At 37.2% G+C, this 19,047-nt stretch carries 12 protein-coding genes; 3 read left to right on the top strand and 9 right to left on the bottom strand.

What is annotated here, in order from left to right; all coding sequences use genetic code 11:
- Nucleotides 1-279: 279 nt before the first annotated feature.
- The 5 genes from DFQ12_RS13760 to DFQ12_RS13735 all read right to left on the bottom strand — a co-directional run bounded on the left by DFQ12_RS13760 (nt 280) and on the right by DFQ12_RS13735 (nt 7,744).
- Nucleotides 280-765 (bottom strand): lipid-binding protein, encoded by a 486-nt coding sequence (locus DFQ12_RS13760; RefSeq protein ID WP_120259632.1) that lies wholly within the window; start codon nt 763-765, stop codon nt 280-282.
- Between the two features lie 11 nt (nt 766-776).
- Complete coding sequence (locus tag DFQ12_RS13755) at nt 777-1,388, bottom strand: immunoglobulin-like domain-containing protein (RefSeq protein ID WP_120259631.1); 612 nt, start codon at nt 1,386-1,388, stop codon at nt 777-779.
- A gap of 22 nt (nt 1,389-1,410) precedes the next feature.
- Nucleotides 1,411-2,910: a SusD/RagB family nutrient-binding outer membrane lipoprotein gene (locus DFQ12_RS13750; protein WP_120259630.1), complete on the bottom strand. Its 1,500-nt coding sequence runs from the start codon at nt 2,908-2,910 to the stop codon at nt 1,411-1,413.
- Between the two features lie 12 nt (nt 2,911-2,922).
- Nucleotides 2,923-6,093, bottom strand: a complete 3,171-nt coding sequence (locus DFQ12_RS13745) for a SusC/RagA family TonB-linked outer membrane protein (RefSeq protein ID WP_120259629.1) — start codon at nt 6,091-6,093, stop codon at nt 2,923-2,925.
- A gap of 1,471 nt (nt 6,094-7,564) precedes the next feature.
- Nucleotides 7,565-7,744, bottom strand: a complete 180-nt coding sequence (locus DFQ12_RS13735) for a hypothetical protein (protein ID WP_120259627.1) — start codon at nt 7,742-7,744, stop codon at nt 7,565-7,567.
- 311 nt (nt 7,745-8,055) lie between these two features.
- On the opposite strand from DFQ12_RS13735, the gene DFQ12_RS13730 reads away from it, so the two are divergent.
- The gene (locus tag DFQ12_RS13730; protein WP_120259626.1) at nt 8,056-9,279 is read left to right on the top strand and encodes a hypothetical protein; all 1,224 of its coding nucleotides are present in this window, start codon (nt 8,056-8,058) and stop codon (nt 9,277-9,279) included.
- A 63-nt stretch (nt 9,280-9,342) separates the two neighbouring features.
- On the opposite strand, the gene DFQ12_RS13725 is transcribed toward DFQ12_RS13730, so the two are convergent.
- The 4 genes from DFQ12_RS13725 to DFQ12_RS13705 all read right to left on the bottom strand — a co-directional run bounded on the left by DFQ12_RS13725 (nt 9,343) and on the right by DFQ12_RS13705 (nt 17,515).
- Nucleotides 9,343-10,812 (bottom strand): SusD/RagB family nutrient-binding outer membrane lipoprotein, encoded by a 1,470-nt coding sequence (locus DFQ12_RS13725; protein ID WP_244211744.1) that lies wholly within the window; start codon nt 10,810-10,812, stop codon nt 9,343-9,345.
- A gap of 13 nt (nt 10,813-10,825) precedes the next feature.
- A complete protein-coding gene (locus DFQ12_RS13720) occupies nt 10,826-14,062 on the bottom strand; it encodes a SusC/RagA family TonB-linked outer membrane protein (protein WP_120259625.1) in 3,237 nt (1,078 codons plus the stop codon).
- Between the two features lie 647 nt (nt 14,063-14,709).
- On the bottom strand, nt 14,710-15,981 hold the full coding sequence (serS, locus tag DFQ12_RS13715; RefSeq protein WP_120259624.1) for a serine--tRNA ligase: 1,272 nt from the start codon (nt 15,979-15,981) through the stop codon (nt 14,710-14,712).
- A 460-nt stretch (nt 15,982-16,441) separates the two neighbouring features.
- Nucleotides 16,442-17,515, bottom strand: a complete 1,074-nt coding sequence (locus DFQ12_RS13705; RefSeq protein WP_120259622.1) for a class I fructose-bisphosphate aldolase — start codon at nt 17,513-17,515, stop codon at nt 16,442-16,444.
- A gap of 91 nt (nt 17,516-17,606) precedes the next feature.
- Here DFQ12_RS13705 and rsmI point away from each other — a divergent pair, with 91 nt between their 5' ends.
- Both rsmI and DFQ12_RS13695 read left to right on the top strand, forming a co-directional pair.
- Nucleotides 17,607-18,272 (top strand): 16S rRNA (cytidine(1402)-2'-O)-methyltransferase, encoded by a 666-nt coding sequence (gene rsmI / locus DFQ12_RS13700; protein WP_120259621.1) that lies wholly within the window; start codon nt 17,607-17,609, stop codon nt 18,270-18,272.
- 36 nt (nt 18,273-18,308) lie between these two features.
- Nucleotides 18,309-19,034, top strand: coding sequence for a PH domain-containing protein (locus tag DFQ12_RS13695; RefSeq protein WP_120259620.1), 726 nt, complete (start codon nt 18,309-18,311; stop codon nt 19,032-19,034).
- Nucleotides 19,035-19,047: the final 13 nt, after the last annotated feature.

Here is a 19,047-nt window from a genome sequence, read left to right as displayed (position 1 = left end):
AATAAAATTTCACGAAATAAAACATAATCAACACACAAACAAATAATTACATAATTAAAAAATAATTTTGAATTGTAACAGCAATCCAAAATTGTTTTTTAATGATCGATTAGCAGCTCAAGTACACAAAATAATTAATAGCAGGAGAAGGTATAACCTGATAAAAAAAATACAGATTTAAATATTCTATATTTCAAAAAAAAGCACAGTAATGAAATGACATCATCATTACTGTGCTTGAAAAGGTAGAAAGTATAAAGCCTAAAAGATCAAATCCTTTTAATGCTCATCTTCCAAAAATCCTGTCCTTTTATAACCTGAAAGAATATACTCGGTTCCAGGATCATCTGAAAATTCAATTTTCATATAAATGGAATCAGTAGGGGTTTTTGAGCCTGGCCCTTTAGCTGCTCCTTCGAGAATTTTACCATCAACATCGAAGGTAATATTATTATAAACTTCCTTCACTTTTGTTCCCTTAAAAGTGAGACTATTTAAATCCAATGTTACAAGACCTTTCATTTCCCAAAAGGTCTTCAAATCATCTAACCAAAGCTCATTTGACTTGTTTGCCGCAGAATTATAAGTTGCAAAATGAAGGTAATCTGCATGGAACGTCTTTCCTCCATCATCGGAGTATCTGACAAACCAATCACCCGAAGCTTTCTGCGTAGCAGTTCCCCCAATCTCTTCTTCTTTCTGACAAGAAGCTATTACTCCTCCCAAGATAAGGAGGAAAAAAAACGTTATATTTTTGATTTTCATAATATTGCAATTTAATTTTTCACCCAAATTCTAGCTCTATTAGATATTCCCTGATCCAACAAATCAACCATCAAAGTCATTTCATTCCCTGCTATTTTTCCTGTACCCTGAACTCTTCCAAAGCCGCTTAACTGAGATAGTGGTAATGTTAAATCAACGCCATTAGTAGACAATATGTATGCGGGAATAACACTTGCCCCCCAAACATTGCCAAACGTATAAAATCCGGGAGCCAATTTAGTCATTGTCGTTGTAAACGTCGGATTGGCCTTATAGAAAAAACTCCCCGATATATCAACAGTTGGTGTAGATGGCAACACTGCAACATACCTCTTTACGCTTCCAGGAAAATTATCACTATTAATTGCCGAGTATGTTATTTCATAAACGCCAGCCTTAGACTCGTCAACAACTCCCCTAGTAATAATTTCTAGGCTCTTTTCGCCTTCTTTTGCCGACACACCTTGTTCGACATATTTCTGCCCAACGACCAAAGATTGATATTGGTTACCTTTCATATCAAAGTCAGCAAAAGTTGTCACAAACGATACATTTTCAGTATCTTTCTTACATGAGGTAAAAAGTACCGCAAACACGGTTATAATTATTAGATATCTTTTCATATAGAATTACTTTAGAATGTAATTATTTTTTATCCCACCAAATTTTGTTTGTAATTGGAACAATTGGAGGAGTATTAGTATTCGTTTTTCGCTCACTATCTGGAAGAACAATACGTTTAGGTAGCGCATTACCAATTTTACTTGTTTTAGAAACTACGAATTGTCCTGGTATATAATTCAAATCAGTAGAATATACTATACTAGTCTTAGGGTAACCAGTCCTATTTTTCTCGATAAAACCTTCGAGAGCCTGATTCCCAGGAAGAGAAGCCCATTTTTGAACAATAATCTGTTCGAGTTTCTCTTCGAAGGTTCCCCCCATTTTATACTTATAGTTTCCGGCCAACAAAGTAGCAGCAGCAGATTCAAAACCTGCATCTCTAAAAGCTGCAGTAACACCTGACTCATATGCGTCCTTTCCGCCATTACCTCCGAAATATCTTTCTCGTGCTTCTGCTTGTAAGAAATAGGATTCGGCTGAAGAGATAAATTTAGCATCTGCATTTGCTGCAATCTTTGCTACGGAAACATTTGCTAAAGCAGGATCTGGATTAGCGTAATCACCTTGGTTATTGCCTAAAAATGGATTAGATCCAACTTTAGAAAAGTAAAAGTCAATCCGTGGATCTCCATTTGCCTGCAACCAGCTAATAAAAGTTTTACTTGCCCGCAAATTGGTATTAATATTTAATTTTCTGAAGTTAAACTCATACAACGGATTGCTTTTATTTTCAGCATTTTCGAAGCCTTTCATTGAAGCGTCGATAGTTAAAAACTTTGCGCCCGAAGAATAAAGCGCTTTAATACCAGCTTCGGCCTCCGCGGGTTGCACATAAGCCATTCTTAAGTAAAACTTTAGCTTAAGCGTATTGGCAAATGCTACCCATGAATCCATATTACTTTCCCAGCCTCTTGTTCTATCCCCAAAGACTAGATCCCCAACAGCAACTCCCCCTTGCGTGATATCGCCTGATAGAGCAGCATCAATTTCGGCAAGCAAGCCTTTATAAACAGTGTAACCATCTTCATACTTAGGCTGCAAATTATTTGCTCCTTGAAAGGCTTCAGAGTACGGCAATTGATCGTAAATATCTAATAGCATCTGATAAGTATAGGCTTTCATTACAGTTCCCATCAAGACAAATTTCGGCTTGTTCAATTCCTTTGCTTTATTAATAACGAAATTATAATCGTTCAATCCTCCAGCAAACGCTTCGGCAAAGGAATTATTAAAATCAGAAGAGTTGATTTCGTAAGCGTCAATAGTTCTATATTGTGCAGCAACTGGGCTTTGCGTCCAATACTGCGACCAAATACCTCCTAATATCGCATATTCTGTACCAATCGACCCTGCCGTAGATGCTACTGCTGCCGGAAATACCAATTCAGGTGTTCCTTGCTCTAACGATCCATTGTTTGGATCCGTATTAATATCCAAAGCTTTGTCACAACTGGTAATTCCCACCCCTAAAAGGGCTACTAAAAGATATATCTTAGTTTTATTTAATATATTTAATTTCATAACGTCTAAATTTTAGAATGACACTTTTAAAGACGCGCCGTAGGAACGTGTCGTAGGTCCTGCACCAAATTCACCCAATTCGCCTCTTAAGTCATTATTGTATGTACTTGCATCAGGATCAATAACTGTATTAGATTTTGGTAACCATAAGAATAGGTTTCTACCATATACACCTAATGATACACGATCAGCTTTAATCTTCGCTGCAACAGATTTTGGCAAGTTATACGATAGAGTTACATCTCTCAAACGAAGAGAAGTTTTATCTAATACCGAATTTCTTGAAACTGACTGTGTATTTTGTCCATTACTCCAATAATTAGCTATATCTCCATACGCAATTGGTGTAGTATTTTCTTGATATCCGACAACCTTATCTCCATCTTTAATCTCGTTTACAGAACCAGGAATAATGTAGGTATTACGATCATTGTATGTTGTACGTTGTGCGTTTCCAACAAAATAGTTCAATTGAGAAGTATAAGACCAGAACTGTCCACCTTTTCTAAAGTCGAAAGAGAATCCAAATGCCCAATCTTTATACTTAAATGTATTTACCAAGCCCATTGTATAATCTCTTTGACTCGTTCCATATTCCACTTTTTCATCGGCTTGCAAAGGAAGACCATTATCAGGATTTACGATGATGTTACCGTTCGGATCTGTTTTTTCAGTTGGACCTTTGAAAACTCCAAGCGGTCTGCCTTTGATGGCTACGAAATCAACGTCATATCCAGAAAAAATAGATACTTGTTCTAAACCATCGGGTAACTCAAGCACTTTATTCCTGTTTTGAGCGAAAGTATAAGTCATATCCCAACTAAACTTATCAGTTTTCACTGGAGTACCTGATAAGGTTAACTCATAGCCTCTATTACGGACCAACCCAAAGTTTGCAACCTGAAATGTATATCCTGAAGTCGCTGCGATTGGAATACTCAAAATTTGACCGTCGGTTTCCTTATTATAGAAAGTAAAATCAACTCCTAAACGATTATTAAGAAATTTTAATTCCGTTCCAAATTCATACTCTGTCGTCAATTCAGGTTCTAGATTATTATTTCCAATTGTATTTCCTAATTCAAAAGCTGTTACACCTCCGATAGGAAATATAACATTTCCAAAGCCCATTGCCACGTTACCAGGCGTCAACACAGATTGCAAAAGATAAACATTCGCATCATTACCTGTCCTACCAATACTTGTTCTAAATTTCGCAAAACTCACACCGTAGGGCTTAAGATCCGTTAAATCGGATAAAACAAAACTTAGATTAGCCGCAGGATAGAAAAAAGTATTCTTTCCTATAGGAAGTGTTGAAGACCAATCTTTCCTCGCATTCAAGGTTAAAAACAAATAATTTCGATAACCAAAGTTCGCTTGTGCATAAGCCCCCATTAATCGCCTTTTGGTGATATTTACTGTTGTAACAGGTGCATTTGAAGAATTTGACAGGTAATAAAAATTAGGTATTGTTAAACCAGCAACTGATGAATTATGAAGTCGAGTCTCTCGCTGATTAAAATTATAGCCCAATAATCCATCGAAAGTAAGATCTTCTAAGATGTTTTTCTTGAAATTCAATAAGAAATCCCCGTTTATTTCCCCTAGGTAATTACTATCCTCTGTAACACCACCAACATCAGCTTGCCTAGATGAATTAGGACTAGTGGGATCTGGTCTGCTAATTGCCTGCCAATCCTTAATTCTCACATTGGTCAAATCTGCTCCCACACGAGCAGTCGCCGATAGCCAATCAGTAAACTCATAATTTAACTCTGTGTTTCCGTAAAAACGATCACTGTTATAGTTGTTACCATTTTCATTTAAAACGAAATAAGGGTTTTGAGCATAAGGAGTAAAATAATTATCTAAATTATTAAAAATATACTTATAATCTTTAAAATCTATGATACTCATATCTCTCGGAATTTGAATCAATTCCTGAAACATTGTTGCGCCCGTATTCGACCCTTGACCAGTAGCAACAAATTTCTGGTGACGATTTACATAGTTCAATGAAGCGGACGCTTTAAACTTATTATAAACTGTACTTCCACGCAGACTTACCGAATTCCTTCCATAAGAATCAGCATCAGTTGGAACAATACCATCACTAGAAATATTGCCATATGATAAATAGAAAGTCGAAGCCTCAGTTCCTCCACTTACGGCCACATTGGTATTATATTCACTTCCTGTTGTATAGAAATCACGAATATTATTTTTTAAACCAACATAAGGTTTGACTTGTTGTTGATTATTAACAACATTTCCCCAAAGTCGATCAATACCATCAAATTTTGGTCCCCAAGAACCATTCTCTATATATGAAAACACACCGGACCAACCTTGGCCAAAAGTGTTTTGTAATTTCGGCAGCATTAGAATACTTGAATACGTTGCTGAAGTACCCAAATCAACTTTTATCTTGCCCGCTTTTCCTTTTTTTGTGGTTATTACAATTACACCATTTGCAGCACGAGAACCATATAAACTTGTTGCGCCAGCTCCTTTAAGAATATTAATGGATTCAATATCATCAGGGTTGATATCATTGGCTTGGTTTCCGTAATCAGCTGACCTCGTAGATCCTGCAGAGCCTAAAGAAGTATTATTGACTGGAACACCATCAATAACATACAATGGTTGATTATTTCCTCCAATAGAAGAGTATCCTCGCAATATCACCTTAGTCGAAGCCCCAGGAGCACCGGATTGAGAAGTAATTGTTGCTCCAGCAATCTTGCCTTGAAGCCCATCAAACATACTCACAGGAGAAGTTCTTGTTATCTCTTCATTATTGATATTTGTGGTAGCATAACCTAAAGATTTACTCTTTCTTGAAATACCTACAGCAGTTACAACTACCTCATCGAGAGCATGATCATCATTACTAAGTGAAATATTAAAAGCTGATTGTCCTTCTTTAACGATTAATGTTTTATCGCTGTATCCGATTGAGCGAAAAACCAAAACCTTTCCATTAGGTACGGATATGGAATAATTTCCATTTGCATCCGTTTGAGTAGCAACATTTGATCCTTGAACTGCGATTGTCACTCCAGCTAGTGGTTTTCCATCCACTCCTGTAACGTGACCACTCACCTTCCTCTCTTGGGCGAATGCCACAGAAGTTAGGATCATACTACCCACGAATAAACTGAGTAATTTGTGTTTCATATGTTTATGTTTATTAAAAGATGTCTATTGTTCTTTGACAAATATTATGGTTAGTAATATGCTTTCCAATAATTTATATAAGTGTTTATAGTTAGTAACATGCTTTTCACCAGATTGTTTCCGTTTGTTAAAAAATGTTAAATACAAAATTATAACTTTTTTCAACTTTTACAATGCAAGCATAACTTTGTGATAACAATTAATTCACAAACCAATATAACATACTGAAAAACAGTTAATTATTTTTAAAACAAAATCATTTTAAAGTAACATTCCCCATTTAGTACAATCTCATATAGTTTCGAAGAATTCAATAATATTATGAAAATATTTGGCTCATACATATTGATGGGGAATATACCTTCAATGATTTAATCAATGGTAACAGCATTCATTCGGAAATTAACACTTGCGGTGACTAAAACCAGATATCTGTCATATGGGAACTAGATAGCGATAGAACAATTTTAAATATATTTGGGAACTATCCATCTCAGATTCCGACTTGATTTATTTTGGTACAGCTCCTTACGCCACATATTTACTGTCATTTCCCGCATCATCTCGACGATTTGACACAGTGGAATGTTGTTGCAGTCACAGAAAAAAATCATTCTGCCTCCGATCGGTTTGATATTTCCTTGTGGCGAAATAGAGAAGTCCAAGGAGTTTATCAGACAGTCCATAGACTTTTCAATTTCGACTAATGGATTTCTCATTTTCTCCTTGGTCGAAATGATTCCGACCTAAGTCCGTTTCATACTTCCTTGTGGCGAAATGGAACAGTCCAAAGAGTTTATCAGACAGACCGAAGGATTTTTCATTTTCTCCTTGATCGAAATAATTTCGCCAAAGCGCGAAACCAATCAGACACAGCGCAAAATCACACTACCAAAGCGAAAAACCGAACTATTGCTAGAAGACATCTATATACATCCCTACAACTTGCTTCACTAAAAAACCTAAATAAACTCTTCGTTATGAACACACACATCCCCCTTTGCCGCTACACGAGGAGCTCCCGGCTTCGCTATTTCCTTCTATGCAGTCAACGCAATTCCTATAGTGGGGATAATCTTGACATACACCGAAAAGTCCCATTGTCCCTGATCTGGGCAAAACTAGCACCACTCATATCACTAGTTGTTATCTGTTTATCTCAAAATGAGTTAAACCCAGAAAAAGCGGCCTCTTTCGAGACCGCTTTCCAATTTATAATTTTAAATCGATCGACTAACTTGTCCCGTCTGCCCAGCAAACATTTTCAGTATCTACGTATTGTCCATTATCGTATGCTACCTGAACATTTGGATTCTTTGTTGTATCATCATTACTATATGGTTAACGTAATGAAAATTTACCTAGATTTTTCAACTCAACAAGGTTTTCATCATTTGCTTTCCACGGCGGACATCATTGTACATCTCAATAGATTCACCTGATGCAGCAAAGAATGCGATATATTTTTGAATCAAAGTAAATTACCGCTACTGTTCGCTAATTTCATCTGATTTCCCCCCTTTGTCGCACGTTTTATCAAAGCGGAATTTAAACTCGCATCAATGGATTTCCCCGCATTGAAGATAGCGGCCACAACAACGGCTTTTAACATAGGTTCACCAGCTGCATTTCCCTCGCCTAAAGGTAGCATTACTTATAAAACCTCTCATCTTTATCTAATATCGGCCAACGAAATTCCCAAGCAATGGTCAAAAAGCTATAAACATTACAAAATGTAGTAGCTGAGCAGATCAATTATATCTAGCCAGCGACCATCCACATAAAAATCTCATATAACACCCTATTAAAATATTATCACTTAGACAAACCACTCACTTCTTTAAGAAATTAAACATTCTCTATAACACATACTTAGTAAATAGTTAAAACAAAAAACAATATAAAAAATCATTAAAATCACAAATATTTATATATTAGAAAAATAATAAAACTAAAAAATACATGAAGAAAATTAAACTAGCCGCAACTTTATTATCAGTATTATCTATTCTTTCCTGTGTAAAGAATGAAAATATGGATAAATTAGACTCAAACCTGAATCAAACTAAAACATCTTTAAAAGCCGCCAATATACCAACTAGCGGTGGGTCAGCTCAATCACTAAGTGGCTTTATTGATAATAAGCAAATCACGCTAGACGCTATGAAAGCTAATATTTTCTATGTTAGTAGTGGGAATATGTCCAATGGAAAGAACGATACATCTGTAAATATAAATTTAGACCCATACACTCACGCAAATGGGGTTATTAAAGGTGATTTTCAGCGAGGTAATGAATATACCATCTCAATACCCCTAGATATCGTCGGTATCGATAAAAAAAGCTTTCTCGCTGTTAGCAGTAAATCGTACTTTCCAGAAATAAAATTCTTCACATTAAAAGACATTTCTGGAGCTACTCTAGTCTCCAATATTAGTGAACTAAACAAAGGAAGTGAGGATATTCAGACTAGATGGTACAGACAAGGCCCTCTTGATATTAACCGTCAACAGTCAGCAACACTCACACTAAAATTCACGCCAGATAAATGTTTCAAATACATAGGTTTTACAGCTGCTTCCAATGGTTTTGATGAAAAAACAAGCATTCATATAAAACACAGCAAAATAACTGCAACACCGCTAATGTTATTGGATGGAGAACCTGAAATGTGCTTAGGATCGACTCAAAGCATTTCATATAAAACAAAATCTGGCTATACCATCAATGAACCTGTATATTGGTATGTAAAAGGGGACCTAGAAATTGTTGGAAATAGTCACGGTCCAAATGTCACAATAAAAAGCACTGGATCAAATGGTGGTACTGTAGGTTACAACAGTTGCTCCAATAATAATCCAAAAGGAATTGAATCCAAAATAACTACTCGTAGCACGGAAAACGTAGAAATATCTGGCAATACTTTTGTGTTTAGCGGCAATTCTTCTCAATACAATCTATACAATGCTAAAGATGTTGTATCCCAATCTTGGTCTGTTAGCGGCGGGAGAATTATATCTGGTAAAAACTCAAATTCTGTGGAGATAGAAGCAGGCTCTTTCCCCGCAGGTGCACGTGATGGTTTAATGATTATTAGTTGTACAATAACCGATAAATGTGGAACTTCAAAAACGATTTCAAAAAACATAAAGATAAAAGCATGTTCGGATTGTCCTAATATATAAAAACCAAAGAGCGGCAATTTCTCCCGAAATTGCCGCTCTTAATATATATAACCTAATAACCGATTATTTTACATCCCACCATACCGGAGTGTAGATAACGATATTACCTGGATAATTGCTATTTGTCGTTGCTTCGCTTAGTGCATATGGTAGACGCAATGGCATTCTACCTGCACCCAAGGTCGAAGCTGCCGAAGTTACGAAGAAAGTAGGATACCCTGTTCTTCTCCATTCTGTCCAAGCTTCAAATCCTTGAAAACCGCACATTGCATAATACTTTTGTGTGATAATCGCTTTTACCTTATCTGTAGCAGATTTAATAGCAAAATCTTTTGCATCTGGTGCATTGGCAATATAATTAGCTGCATCAGCTGTATTTCCTGTCGCTTTAAAACTAGAAGTAATACCAGCTTTATACAGAGCCTCCGCGTTACCTGTACCCCAACCTTTTACAACAGCTTCTGCTTGTAAAAATGAACTCTCAGAAGCTGAAATCAATTTCACTGGAGCAACAGCCGATGTTGGATCATTAGCGCGACCACCTACTTTCGCTGATGGAGACGAGACTGCTTTTTTAGGGAAACTAGAATAGGTTCCTTGAGGAATAAAAGCGATAGTATCTGGCTCTCCTTCAACTTTTTCATAAAAAGCAAATCTTCTAGGATCGTTATTTCTCGCAAAAGCTTCAACAGCGGTTCCACTAGCAACGACATTCTGAACTCTACTTAGCCCGATCATTTCGTTGTAAAACGGGTTTTCATTACCACCAGTAGTCGTATAAGTAATCGTAGCATCTTCATTCAAAAAACTTACATTTTTTGCATAAAGAGCTTTAATCCCTGCGGAAGCTTTACTTTCATTAACACCTGAGATACGTAAATATGCTCTTAATTTCAACGTATTAGCAAAAGCCTTCCATTTATCAAGATCTCCTTTGAAGATCATGTCTTGACTCGTCACAGGGACAGCTTGTTTAGTAGCCAATAAAGCCAATCCTTTATCAATATAATTGAAGATTGAATCATAAACAACTTCTTGTGCCTCATATTTCGGGCTCAAATTTCCGTCTGCTTTCAACGCATCAGATAATGGAATATCTCCAAATGCATCTGTTGCAACCTGAAATGTATATGCCTTTAAAATATAAGCGATTCCCTTATAGTTATCATTATCTGCTACCTTGGATTTAATGATCAATTCGGCATTATTTAACGTGTTTCTATAAATAATTGACCAAACTCTATCCATAGAAGTATTAGTAATTCTATATTGATCTATGGCTTTATATTGAGAAGAGGTTGGATTCTGAGTCCAATATTGTCCCCAAATATTACCATATACCTGAAATGTATTTCCTACAACCTGGCTGATTGAAGCTTCAACCGTCGGTAACAATAAATTTGGAGCAGCTGTTTCGGGGTTATTCGGATTCTCATTGATATCCAAAAACTTATTACATCCCGTCAGCCCCAATGTGCCAATTAAAGCTAAAACTAAAAGCTTTTTAGCATTTTTAAATTTTATGGTTTTCATATTTTACTTGCGATTAAAATGAAACTTTAACATTGATACCGTAATTACGCAATGAAGGTTGAGCAGTAAAGTCAAAACCTTGTGCATTGCCAGCACCCGATGAATTCACCTCTGGATCCGCGTATTTATTTTCACTTGGAGTCCAGATAAATAGATTATTTCCAAATACGCCAATAGAAGCAGCTCCAAAAGGTGTATTTTTCAATTGATCTTTAGTGAATTTGTAACTAAATGTTAGGTTACGTAACTTAATATATGTTGCGTCTACGATGTTTGTACCAGCCTCTCTTGTTGGGAAGTAATTTCCTTTATCATAAGTTGACGTAGTATTCACCACAGAATTACCATCAGCGTCCAAGTAAACTGAGTTCGGGAAGATTTGTCCAATACGTTCACCGCCTGTTTCAGCCGATGTACCTACGAAAGCTAAGATATCTCTTGTTCTCGAATAGAAAACGCCGCCTTGCTTCGTATCGAACAATGCACTCATTGACCAGTTTTTATAGCTCAAATTCGTTCCTAAAGATGCCTGAAAGTCTGGATTGTATGTCCCAAAGTATTGCGGTTTATCAGTAGCCAATGGCATACCAGACCCCTTATCAACAATAGTACGACCTTGTGCGTCTGTTGCGTTTGTAACACCATAGAATTCACCATATGGACGACCTACCGCAGCGACAATATTCATCCCTGAAAAACCACCTATTGAAACTTGCTCCACACCAGGCATTAGCTCGACAACTTTACTGTTATTCTTTGTAAAAGTTCCGTATAATTCCCAAGTTAAGTTGTCCGTTTTAACCGGAGTACCTCTCAATGTTAATTCAACACCATTGTTTTGAACTTTACCTGCATTTACCAACGCTAATCCATAACCAGTTGAAAGAGGAATTGGAATGCTCAAAATCTGATTTTTCGAATTGTTGTTATAGTACGTAAAATCAGCATATAAGCGATTATTAAAGAAGCCCAATTCAGTACCAACTTCAAACGAAGTAGTGATTTCAGGTTTCAATCCTGCATTACCTATGGTATTGCTTGACATCAGGGCAGAAACATTCCCAAATGGGAAAGTTGTCTTTCCGAAACCACTATTAACCTCACTACGGGCGAAAGTCGTAATTAACTGATAAGGATCTGTATCCGAACCAACTTGAGCCCAGTTTGCACGTAATTTCGCATAATTGAACTTACTTTTCAATTCCGGTTTAAAGAGTTCAGACAGGACGAATGATCCACTTACACTTGGGTAAAAGAAAGAGTTATTTTTCTTTGGTAAAGTTGATGACCAGTCATTTCTTGCAGTTGCTTGTAAATACGCGATATTTTTATAAGAAACATTTAAGTCTCCATAAACTCCCACTAAACGACGATTGCTCCAAGTGTCTTCGATCAGATCCAATGGACCATTAGAATTTGACAGATTATACCAACCTGGAACCACAAGTCCACCACTCGCATTTGTAGCGGTAATATTATTCGATGTTTTACGCTGACGAATATTGTTACCTAACATAAAGGAAGCATCCCAATCATCGTTAAATTTATGGGTAGCTGTTGCCATAAAATCGTGTACAATCTCATTGACGTTATATTGATCAATACGATATTGTCCGGGATTGGAACGGATATTTGAACTTGAGTAATTACCTGATTTAGTATCAACAGGTATAAAACTGTATTTTGGAGATTCTGTCCGTCTACGGTCCGTATAATTATCTAAACCTATACGCTCCTGGAATGTTAACCATTCTAATGGTTTGTAGTTCAGATTGAAATTACCTGTGATACGGTTTACATCATTGTAATTGTTGTAATTAGCCAATATCCAGTATGGATTCATTGTGTAAGATCCATAATAACCGTAACGATCATTGTTTACAACACCGTTTGCATCTGTATATCCATGTGCATTGTATGGATTAGATAGATCTTTTAATCCAACAATATCAATATCCCTAGGTGTTTGCAATAAATTATTATAAACTGAACCAGGACCTTGACCACCACCAATATTGTTGCTATTGATGCGGTTATAATTCACAGATACCCCAGCACTAAATTTATCGGAGAACTCTGTTGTTCCATTAAACCGAACACCGTACTTGTTATAATTATCTTTCTTACCTGGATAAACGCCATTTGAATTCAAAGCATTCAACCCTAAATAAAAAGTTGATTTGTCCGATCCACCAGAGAAACTTAGGTTGTTGTCAGAAGCAATACCTAGATCAAAGAAATCTTTAACGTTGTCTTTTACCGCTGAATAAGCCTTTTTCTGACGTACACCATTTATCTCCTGACCCCATTCTTGAATTTCACCTGTGAAAGGAGCACCCCAAGATCCATTTTCTCTAGGGTCATTTACATAGCCACTGAATTCGCCAGTTTTGCTATCATAACCTGCATAACCTTGTCCGTACTCATTTTGAAATTCCGGTAATTTCAAAATAGAAGACAATGTATTTGTAGAGCTAAATGTAATCGAGCTTTTTGCACCCTTTTTACCGCCTTTTGTCGTAATGATCAACGCACCATTTGATGCCCTTGAACCATATAGTGCAGCTGCAGCCGGACCTTTTAATACTGTTACCGATTCGATATCGTCGGGATTAATATCATTCCCACGGTTACCAAAATCAACACTAGCTAGATCATTTGTTCCACCAACTTTACTTGTGTTATCAATAGGTGTTCCATCAACAACGATCAAAGCCTGGTTATTTCCCGCGATAGAAGAACCACCACGTAATACCACACGTGAAGAACTACCTGGAGCATTTGATGTAGACGTAATGTTCACACCAGCTATCTTACCTGCAAGAGAGTTGATTGCACTGGAATTACGTCCCTCTGTCAGTTCATCACTCTTAATTGTTGGTGCTGAATATCCCAAAGAACGTTTTTCTCTTTTGATTGCATTTGCAGTCACAACAACCTCTTCCAATGCATTGTCATGGTTCTCCATAGAAACATTGAATACAGTGCTATTGTTATTAACAATAATGGTTTTATCGTCAAAACCAACTGAACGGAAGACGACAACTTTGCCTGCAGGTACATTCAGGGAATAATTACCATCGGTATCTGTTTGTGTCGCCTGATTAGTCCCTTGTACAACCACTGTCACCCCAGGTATTGCTTTACCATCAGCAGATGTAACACGACCACTAATCTTCTTTTCTTGTGCGAATGCGACCGAAGTCAGGATCATTCCACCAACAAGAAAACTTAGTAATGTTTGTTTCATGTTTTAGTTAGTTAATTTTATTATTTTTCTAGTCCTTTATATTGATATAAATTATATCCGTTAACATAACTGTCTAAACATACATTGCTTAGACAATAAATAACAATACGCAAAACAGCATATCGCCATTCAGTTGGTAACAGTTGAAAATATTATTGGAAAAGTCAACCCTAGGTAGATGTAGAGTCATCCGTTGAAAATACTCAGCTGTAAAATTTGCTCCTTTCAGCATTTACAGTAAATAATAGTTAGTGCGATTTTTATTAGCGGTTCCAAATATAGAAAGCCAAAGTTGCTTTTACAAGTTTTTTAACATTCAGCAGCAAAAACAAAAAATACTGCAATAAAGACAGCAGTATCTTACAAATTCAAACGGGAGATTCATTTTAGAATAAAAACTCAACAAACAAATTCAAAACAGAATTTTATACGGAATCACTCATATTTAACAAAACATTAACAATGTGATAAGAAAACATTAACATAAGGATTGATTCATTTTTTACAACAAAAAAAGATGCAATTTATAATGATTCTAAAGTTATTTTAAATCGAGTTATTCCAAAAAAAAGAGACTTTACCTGTTCAGGTAGAGTCTCTTTCTATCACAAATCCCGATTAAGAAATTTGTTATTTAATTCGTTCGCTTAATCAATATATTCGAATTTGGTATAAGGTACCAAAACAGCTGGTATCCGAATACCTTTATCTGTTTGATTATTCTCTAAAATAGCCGCAACAATACGTGGTAAGGCTAAGGCCGACCCATTTAATGTGTGAGCTAATTGCATTTTTCCTTCAGAATTTTTGAAGCGTACTTTCAGTCGGTTGGCTTGATACGTTTCAAAATTAGATACAGAAGAAACCTCCAACCAGCGTTTTTGGGCAGAACTATATACCTCCATATCATAAGTCAATGCAGAAGCAAAGCCCATATCGCCACCACATAAACGCAACACACGATAAGGTAGTTCCAATTTTTTAAGCAGACCTTGTACATACAAGCTCATTTCTTCCAACACATCATACGATTTTTCCGGATGAACAATCTGTACAGCCTCAACTTTATCAAACTGGTGCAGACGGTTCAAACCACGTACATGGGCACCATAGGAACCCGCTTCGCGACGGAAACATGGCGTATACGCACAATGCTTAATCGGGAACTGCGCTTCCTTCACAATCACATCTCTGTAAATATTGGTTACGGGAACCTCTGCCGTAGGGATCAAGTATAGATTGTCATTGTTGACATAATACATCTGCCCTTCCTTATCTGGCAATTGCCCTGTAGCAAAGGCTGAATCTTCATTCACCAAGATCGGCACTTGTACCTCTTCATATCCTTGCTCAGCCGCCTGATCCAGAAAGAAATTGATCAATGCACGTTGCAATTTTGCCCCCTTGCCTTTATAAATTGGAAATCCGGCTCCCGCAACTTTTACTCCGAGCTCCAGATCCACAATATCATATTTGTTTAATAATTCCCAATGTGGCAACGCGTCTTCTGATAAAGCTGGAATCTCTCCATTTGTTAATACGACTTCATTATCATCAGCGCTTACACCAACGGGAACAGATTGATGGGGTAAATTAGGCAATTGTACAATCTTATCATTCAACTCAATTTCAATCGCTCCCAATTTATCCAACAGTTGCTTTACTTGCTCTTTATATCCGGACGATTGCGATTTAACGGCTTCAGCTTCTTCTTTTTTTCCTTGGCGCATCAGATCTCCAATCTGTTTTGCTGCCGCATTAGCTTCTCCCGAAAGGGCGTCAGATTCCGCTTGGATCTTACGGCGATCTTCATCTAAACTGATGATTTCGTCGACCAATCCAATTTCCTTGAAATGCTTGACAGCCAATCTTTCGATAACCGTATCCCTGTTTTCACGGATATAATTCAATTGCAACATAATTATAATGTATTATTTAAAAAATAGTGAACAAACTTAGATAAATTTGCCTTCATATACAAGCAAATTTATTCAACAACGCCTGTTTGTAGCGCATTCATGCTCCTTTCACTCGCATAGATTCCCTTGCCTCGTTATGCATTATATACTTGTCGACTGAATGGAAAAACTTGGTTCTGCTCAGAAGATACTGCCTATTATTGATAGCTTGCGCTATCCTTGGATGCGTTCATTTGGATCAGAGTTAACACAGTTTTATCATCAGGTAGTGATATATTCAGTAATAGTGAAAGAGAAATTCTTCACCTATTTTCATTCCGGTCCGATTAATATAAAGAACGTCCTCCAGAAAAACAGTTTTCCGAAGGACATTCCAAGCTATATTTTACTACTGCAAAATGAATTGGCAACAAGAATATTTTGTCAACACTCTGATATTAAATCAGATTTAAACGATCATCTAAGCTATCGTAACTTCATTACATAAATAGACATCTTGGATTGCATGTAGCAATTCGACCCCTTCATTCATCGGTTTTTGAAAAGCTTTCCGACCGGATATCAAGCCTGTCCCGCCAGCTCTTTTATTGATCACAGCAGTTTTTACTGCTTCCTCTATATCGTTTTGTCCCGATGCTCCGCCTGAATTGATCAGTCCTGCCCTACCGGCGAAACAATTGAGCACCTGGTAGCGACAAAGATCAATCGGATGGTCCGATGATAACTGGGTATACATCCGTTCATCTAATTTACCATAACTACTTTTACCCATATTCAGTGCCTTAAAACCACCGTTCAATTCTGGAAGTTTTTGTTTAATAATATCTGCTTTTATGGTTACACCGAGATGGTTGGCCTGTCCTGTTAGATCCGCAGCTAAATGATAATCTTTGTCTCCTGTTTTAAATGCTGAATTCCGCAAATAACACCATAATACCGTAGCCATACCAAGTGAATGTGCTTCTTCAAATGCTTTTGCTACTTCGATAATCTGACGATCGGATTCTTCTGAACCGAAATAAATAGTCGCTCCAACTGCTACCGCGCCCATGTTCCAGGCTTCGCGTATCGTTCCGTACAGAATTTGATCAGCACGATTGGGATAGGTTAACAGTTCGTTGTGATTGATTTTGACTAGGAAAGGAATCTTGTGTGCATATTTTCGTGATACTGCCCCTAAAACACCAAAAGTCGAGGCTACGGCATTACAGTTTCCTTCCAGTGCTAATTTCACGATATTCTCCGGATCAAAATATTGGGGATTGGGAGCAAAAGAAGCGCCTGCACTATGTTCGATCCCCTGATCTACCGGCAATATGGACAGATACCCGGTATCGGCAAGCCGCCCCGTTCCGAAAAGTTGTCCCAGACTACGCAATACCTGCGGTGTGCGGTCGCTCGCACCATATACCTGATCAATAAAAGTAGATTCGGGAAGATAGAGCATCGTTTTGGAAACTGCTGGTTTGTCAAACGCTAATAGATAATCTGATTCTGCACCTAGATGTGCTTGTATTTTTTCGATGTATTGCATAATTTATTATTGCATTTATATAGAAAATAACTCCAAAATAGACAGAATGTTTTAGCACATATTATATAGTAAAAAAAACTTAACTTTGACCATGTTATATTTAGTTCCAACACCTATTGGCAATCTGGAGGACATGACCTTTCGTGCAGTCAATATTCTGAAAGAAGTAGACATCATCTTAGCAGAGGATACAAGAACGAGTGCTCCCCTTTTAAAGCATTTTGGCATCGATAAAAAGGTATTTGCACATCATCAACATAATGAGCACAAAGCAGTTTCCGAAATCATAAAGTTTCTGAAAGAAGGACAAAATATCGCCCTCATTTCAGATGCGGGGACACCAGCGATCTCTGATCCCGGTTTTTTATTGGTGCGAGCTGCTCTTAAAGAAGGATTGGAAGTGCAATGTCTACCCGGTGCCACCGCTTTTGTACCGGCCCTTGTAAACTCAGGTTTACCAAATGACCGTTTCTGTTTTGAAGGATTCCTCCCTGTTAAAAAAGGACGTCAAACTCGTCTCAAGGCTTTAGCTGAGGAAAAGAGAACAATGATTTTCTACGAATCACCACACCGCATCCTCAAGACAATCGAAGAGTTTATTACTGTCTTCGGTGCCGAGAGACAAGCTTCAATTTCTAGAGAATTGAGCAAGTTATATGAGGAAAATGTTCGCGGAACATTAACTGATTTAAAATTACACTTTGAAAACAATCCAATTAAAGGAGAATTTGTATTTTGTGTAGGTGGATTGGAATAAATTTTGACAATCTTTGATTAATAAAACGTATTTGACATGAACATGGAACAATTTGCACAAGATGGACAGGATATAAAAATCATTGAAAAATTGATTACTAAAGTCCAGGACATGCTTACTCCAGGAGAAAAAATAGATTATATCGCGGTACAGAAAAAACCTGCGGTGACAATTTTACCGGACAGTATCACCATTAGTAATAAACGCATTTTTATGTGTGAATTTACCAAATTGGGCTTAGCGACTGATTTTGAAATTTTCGGATGGCAGGATATTAAAGATATAGCCTTCAAAGAAGAGATCTTTGGTTCAAAGGTCACTGTCATTCCTTTTACTGGAGAAAACTTAAGTATTGACTATATTCCAAAAGTTCAAGCCAGAAAACTCTACCAATATATTAAAGCTGCTCTTGAAAATTATAAAAAAGCAGAGCTAGCTGCTGAAAAGGAAAAGATCGTAATCGCCCCCAGCAGCCCTCGGGAGGTTATCGTAGAGAAGATTGAAGACGATCAGCCGACTCCGGCACCAGTTTCGACAGCAGCACCGTTCGTTACCCCTCCTGCGCCAGTAGCACAACCTGTTTTCTCGGCACCAGTAGTGCCACCAGCGCCACCTGTTTCCGCTCCTGTGACTCCAGTTATCGAAGAAGAGGAGGATGAAATTACCTTAAAACTAAAAAAACTAAAGACACTCTTTGACAAGCAACTCATCACACAAGATGAATACGAACAAAAGAAAAGAGAAGTTTTATCCAGTTTATAAAAATAAGTGGATA

Source organism: Sphingobacterium detergens, assembly GCF_003610355.1.
Taxonomy (GTDB): domain Bacteria; phylum Bacteroidota; class Bacteroidia; order Sphingobacteriales; family Sphingobacteriaceae; genus Sphingobacterium; species Sphingobacterium detergens.
The sequence above is the reverse complement of the archived record's forward strand: the minus strand, read 5'-3'. Positions and strand labels throughout refer to the sequence as shown.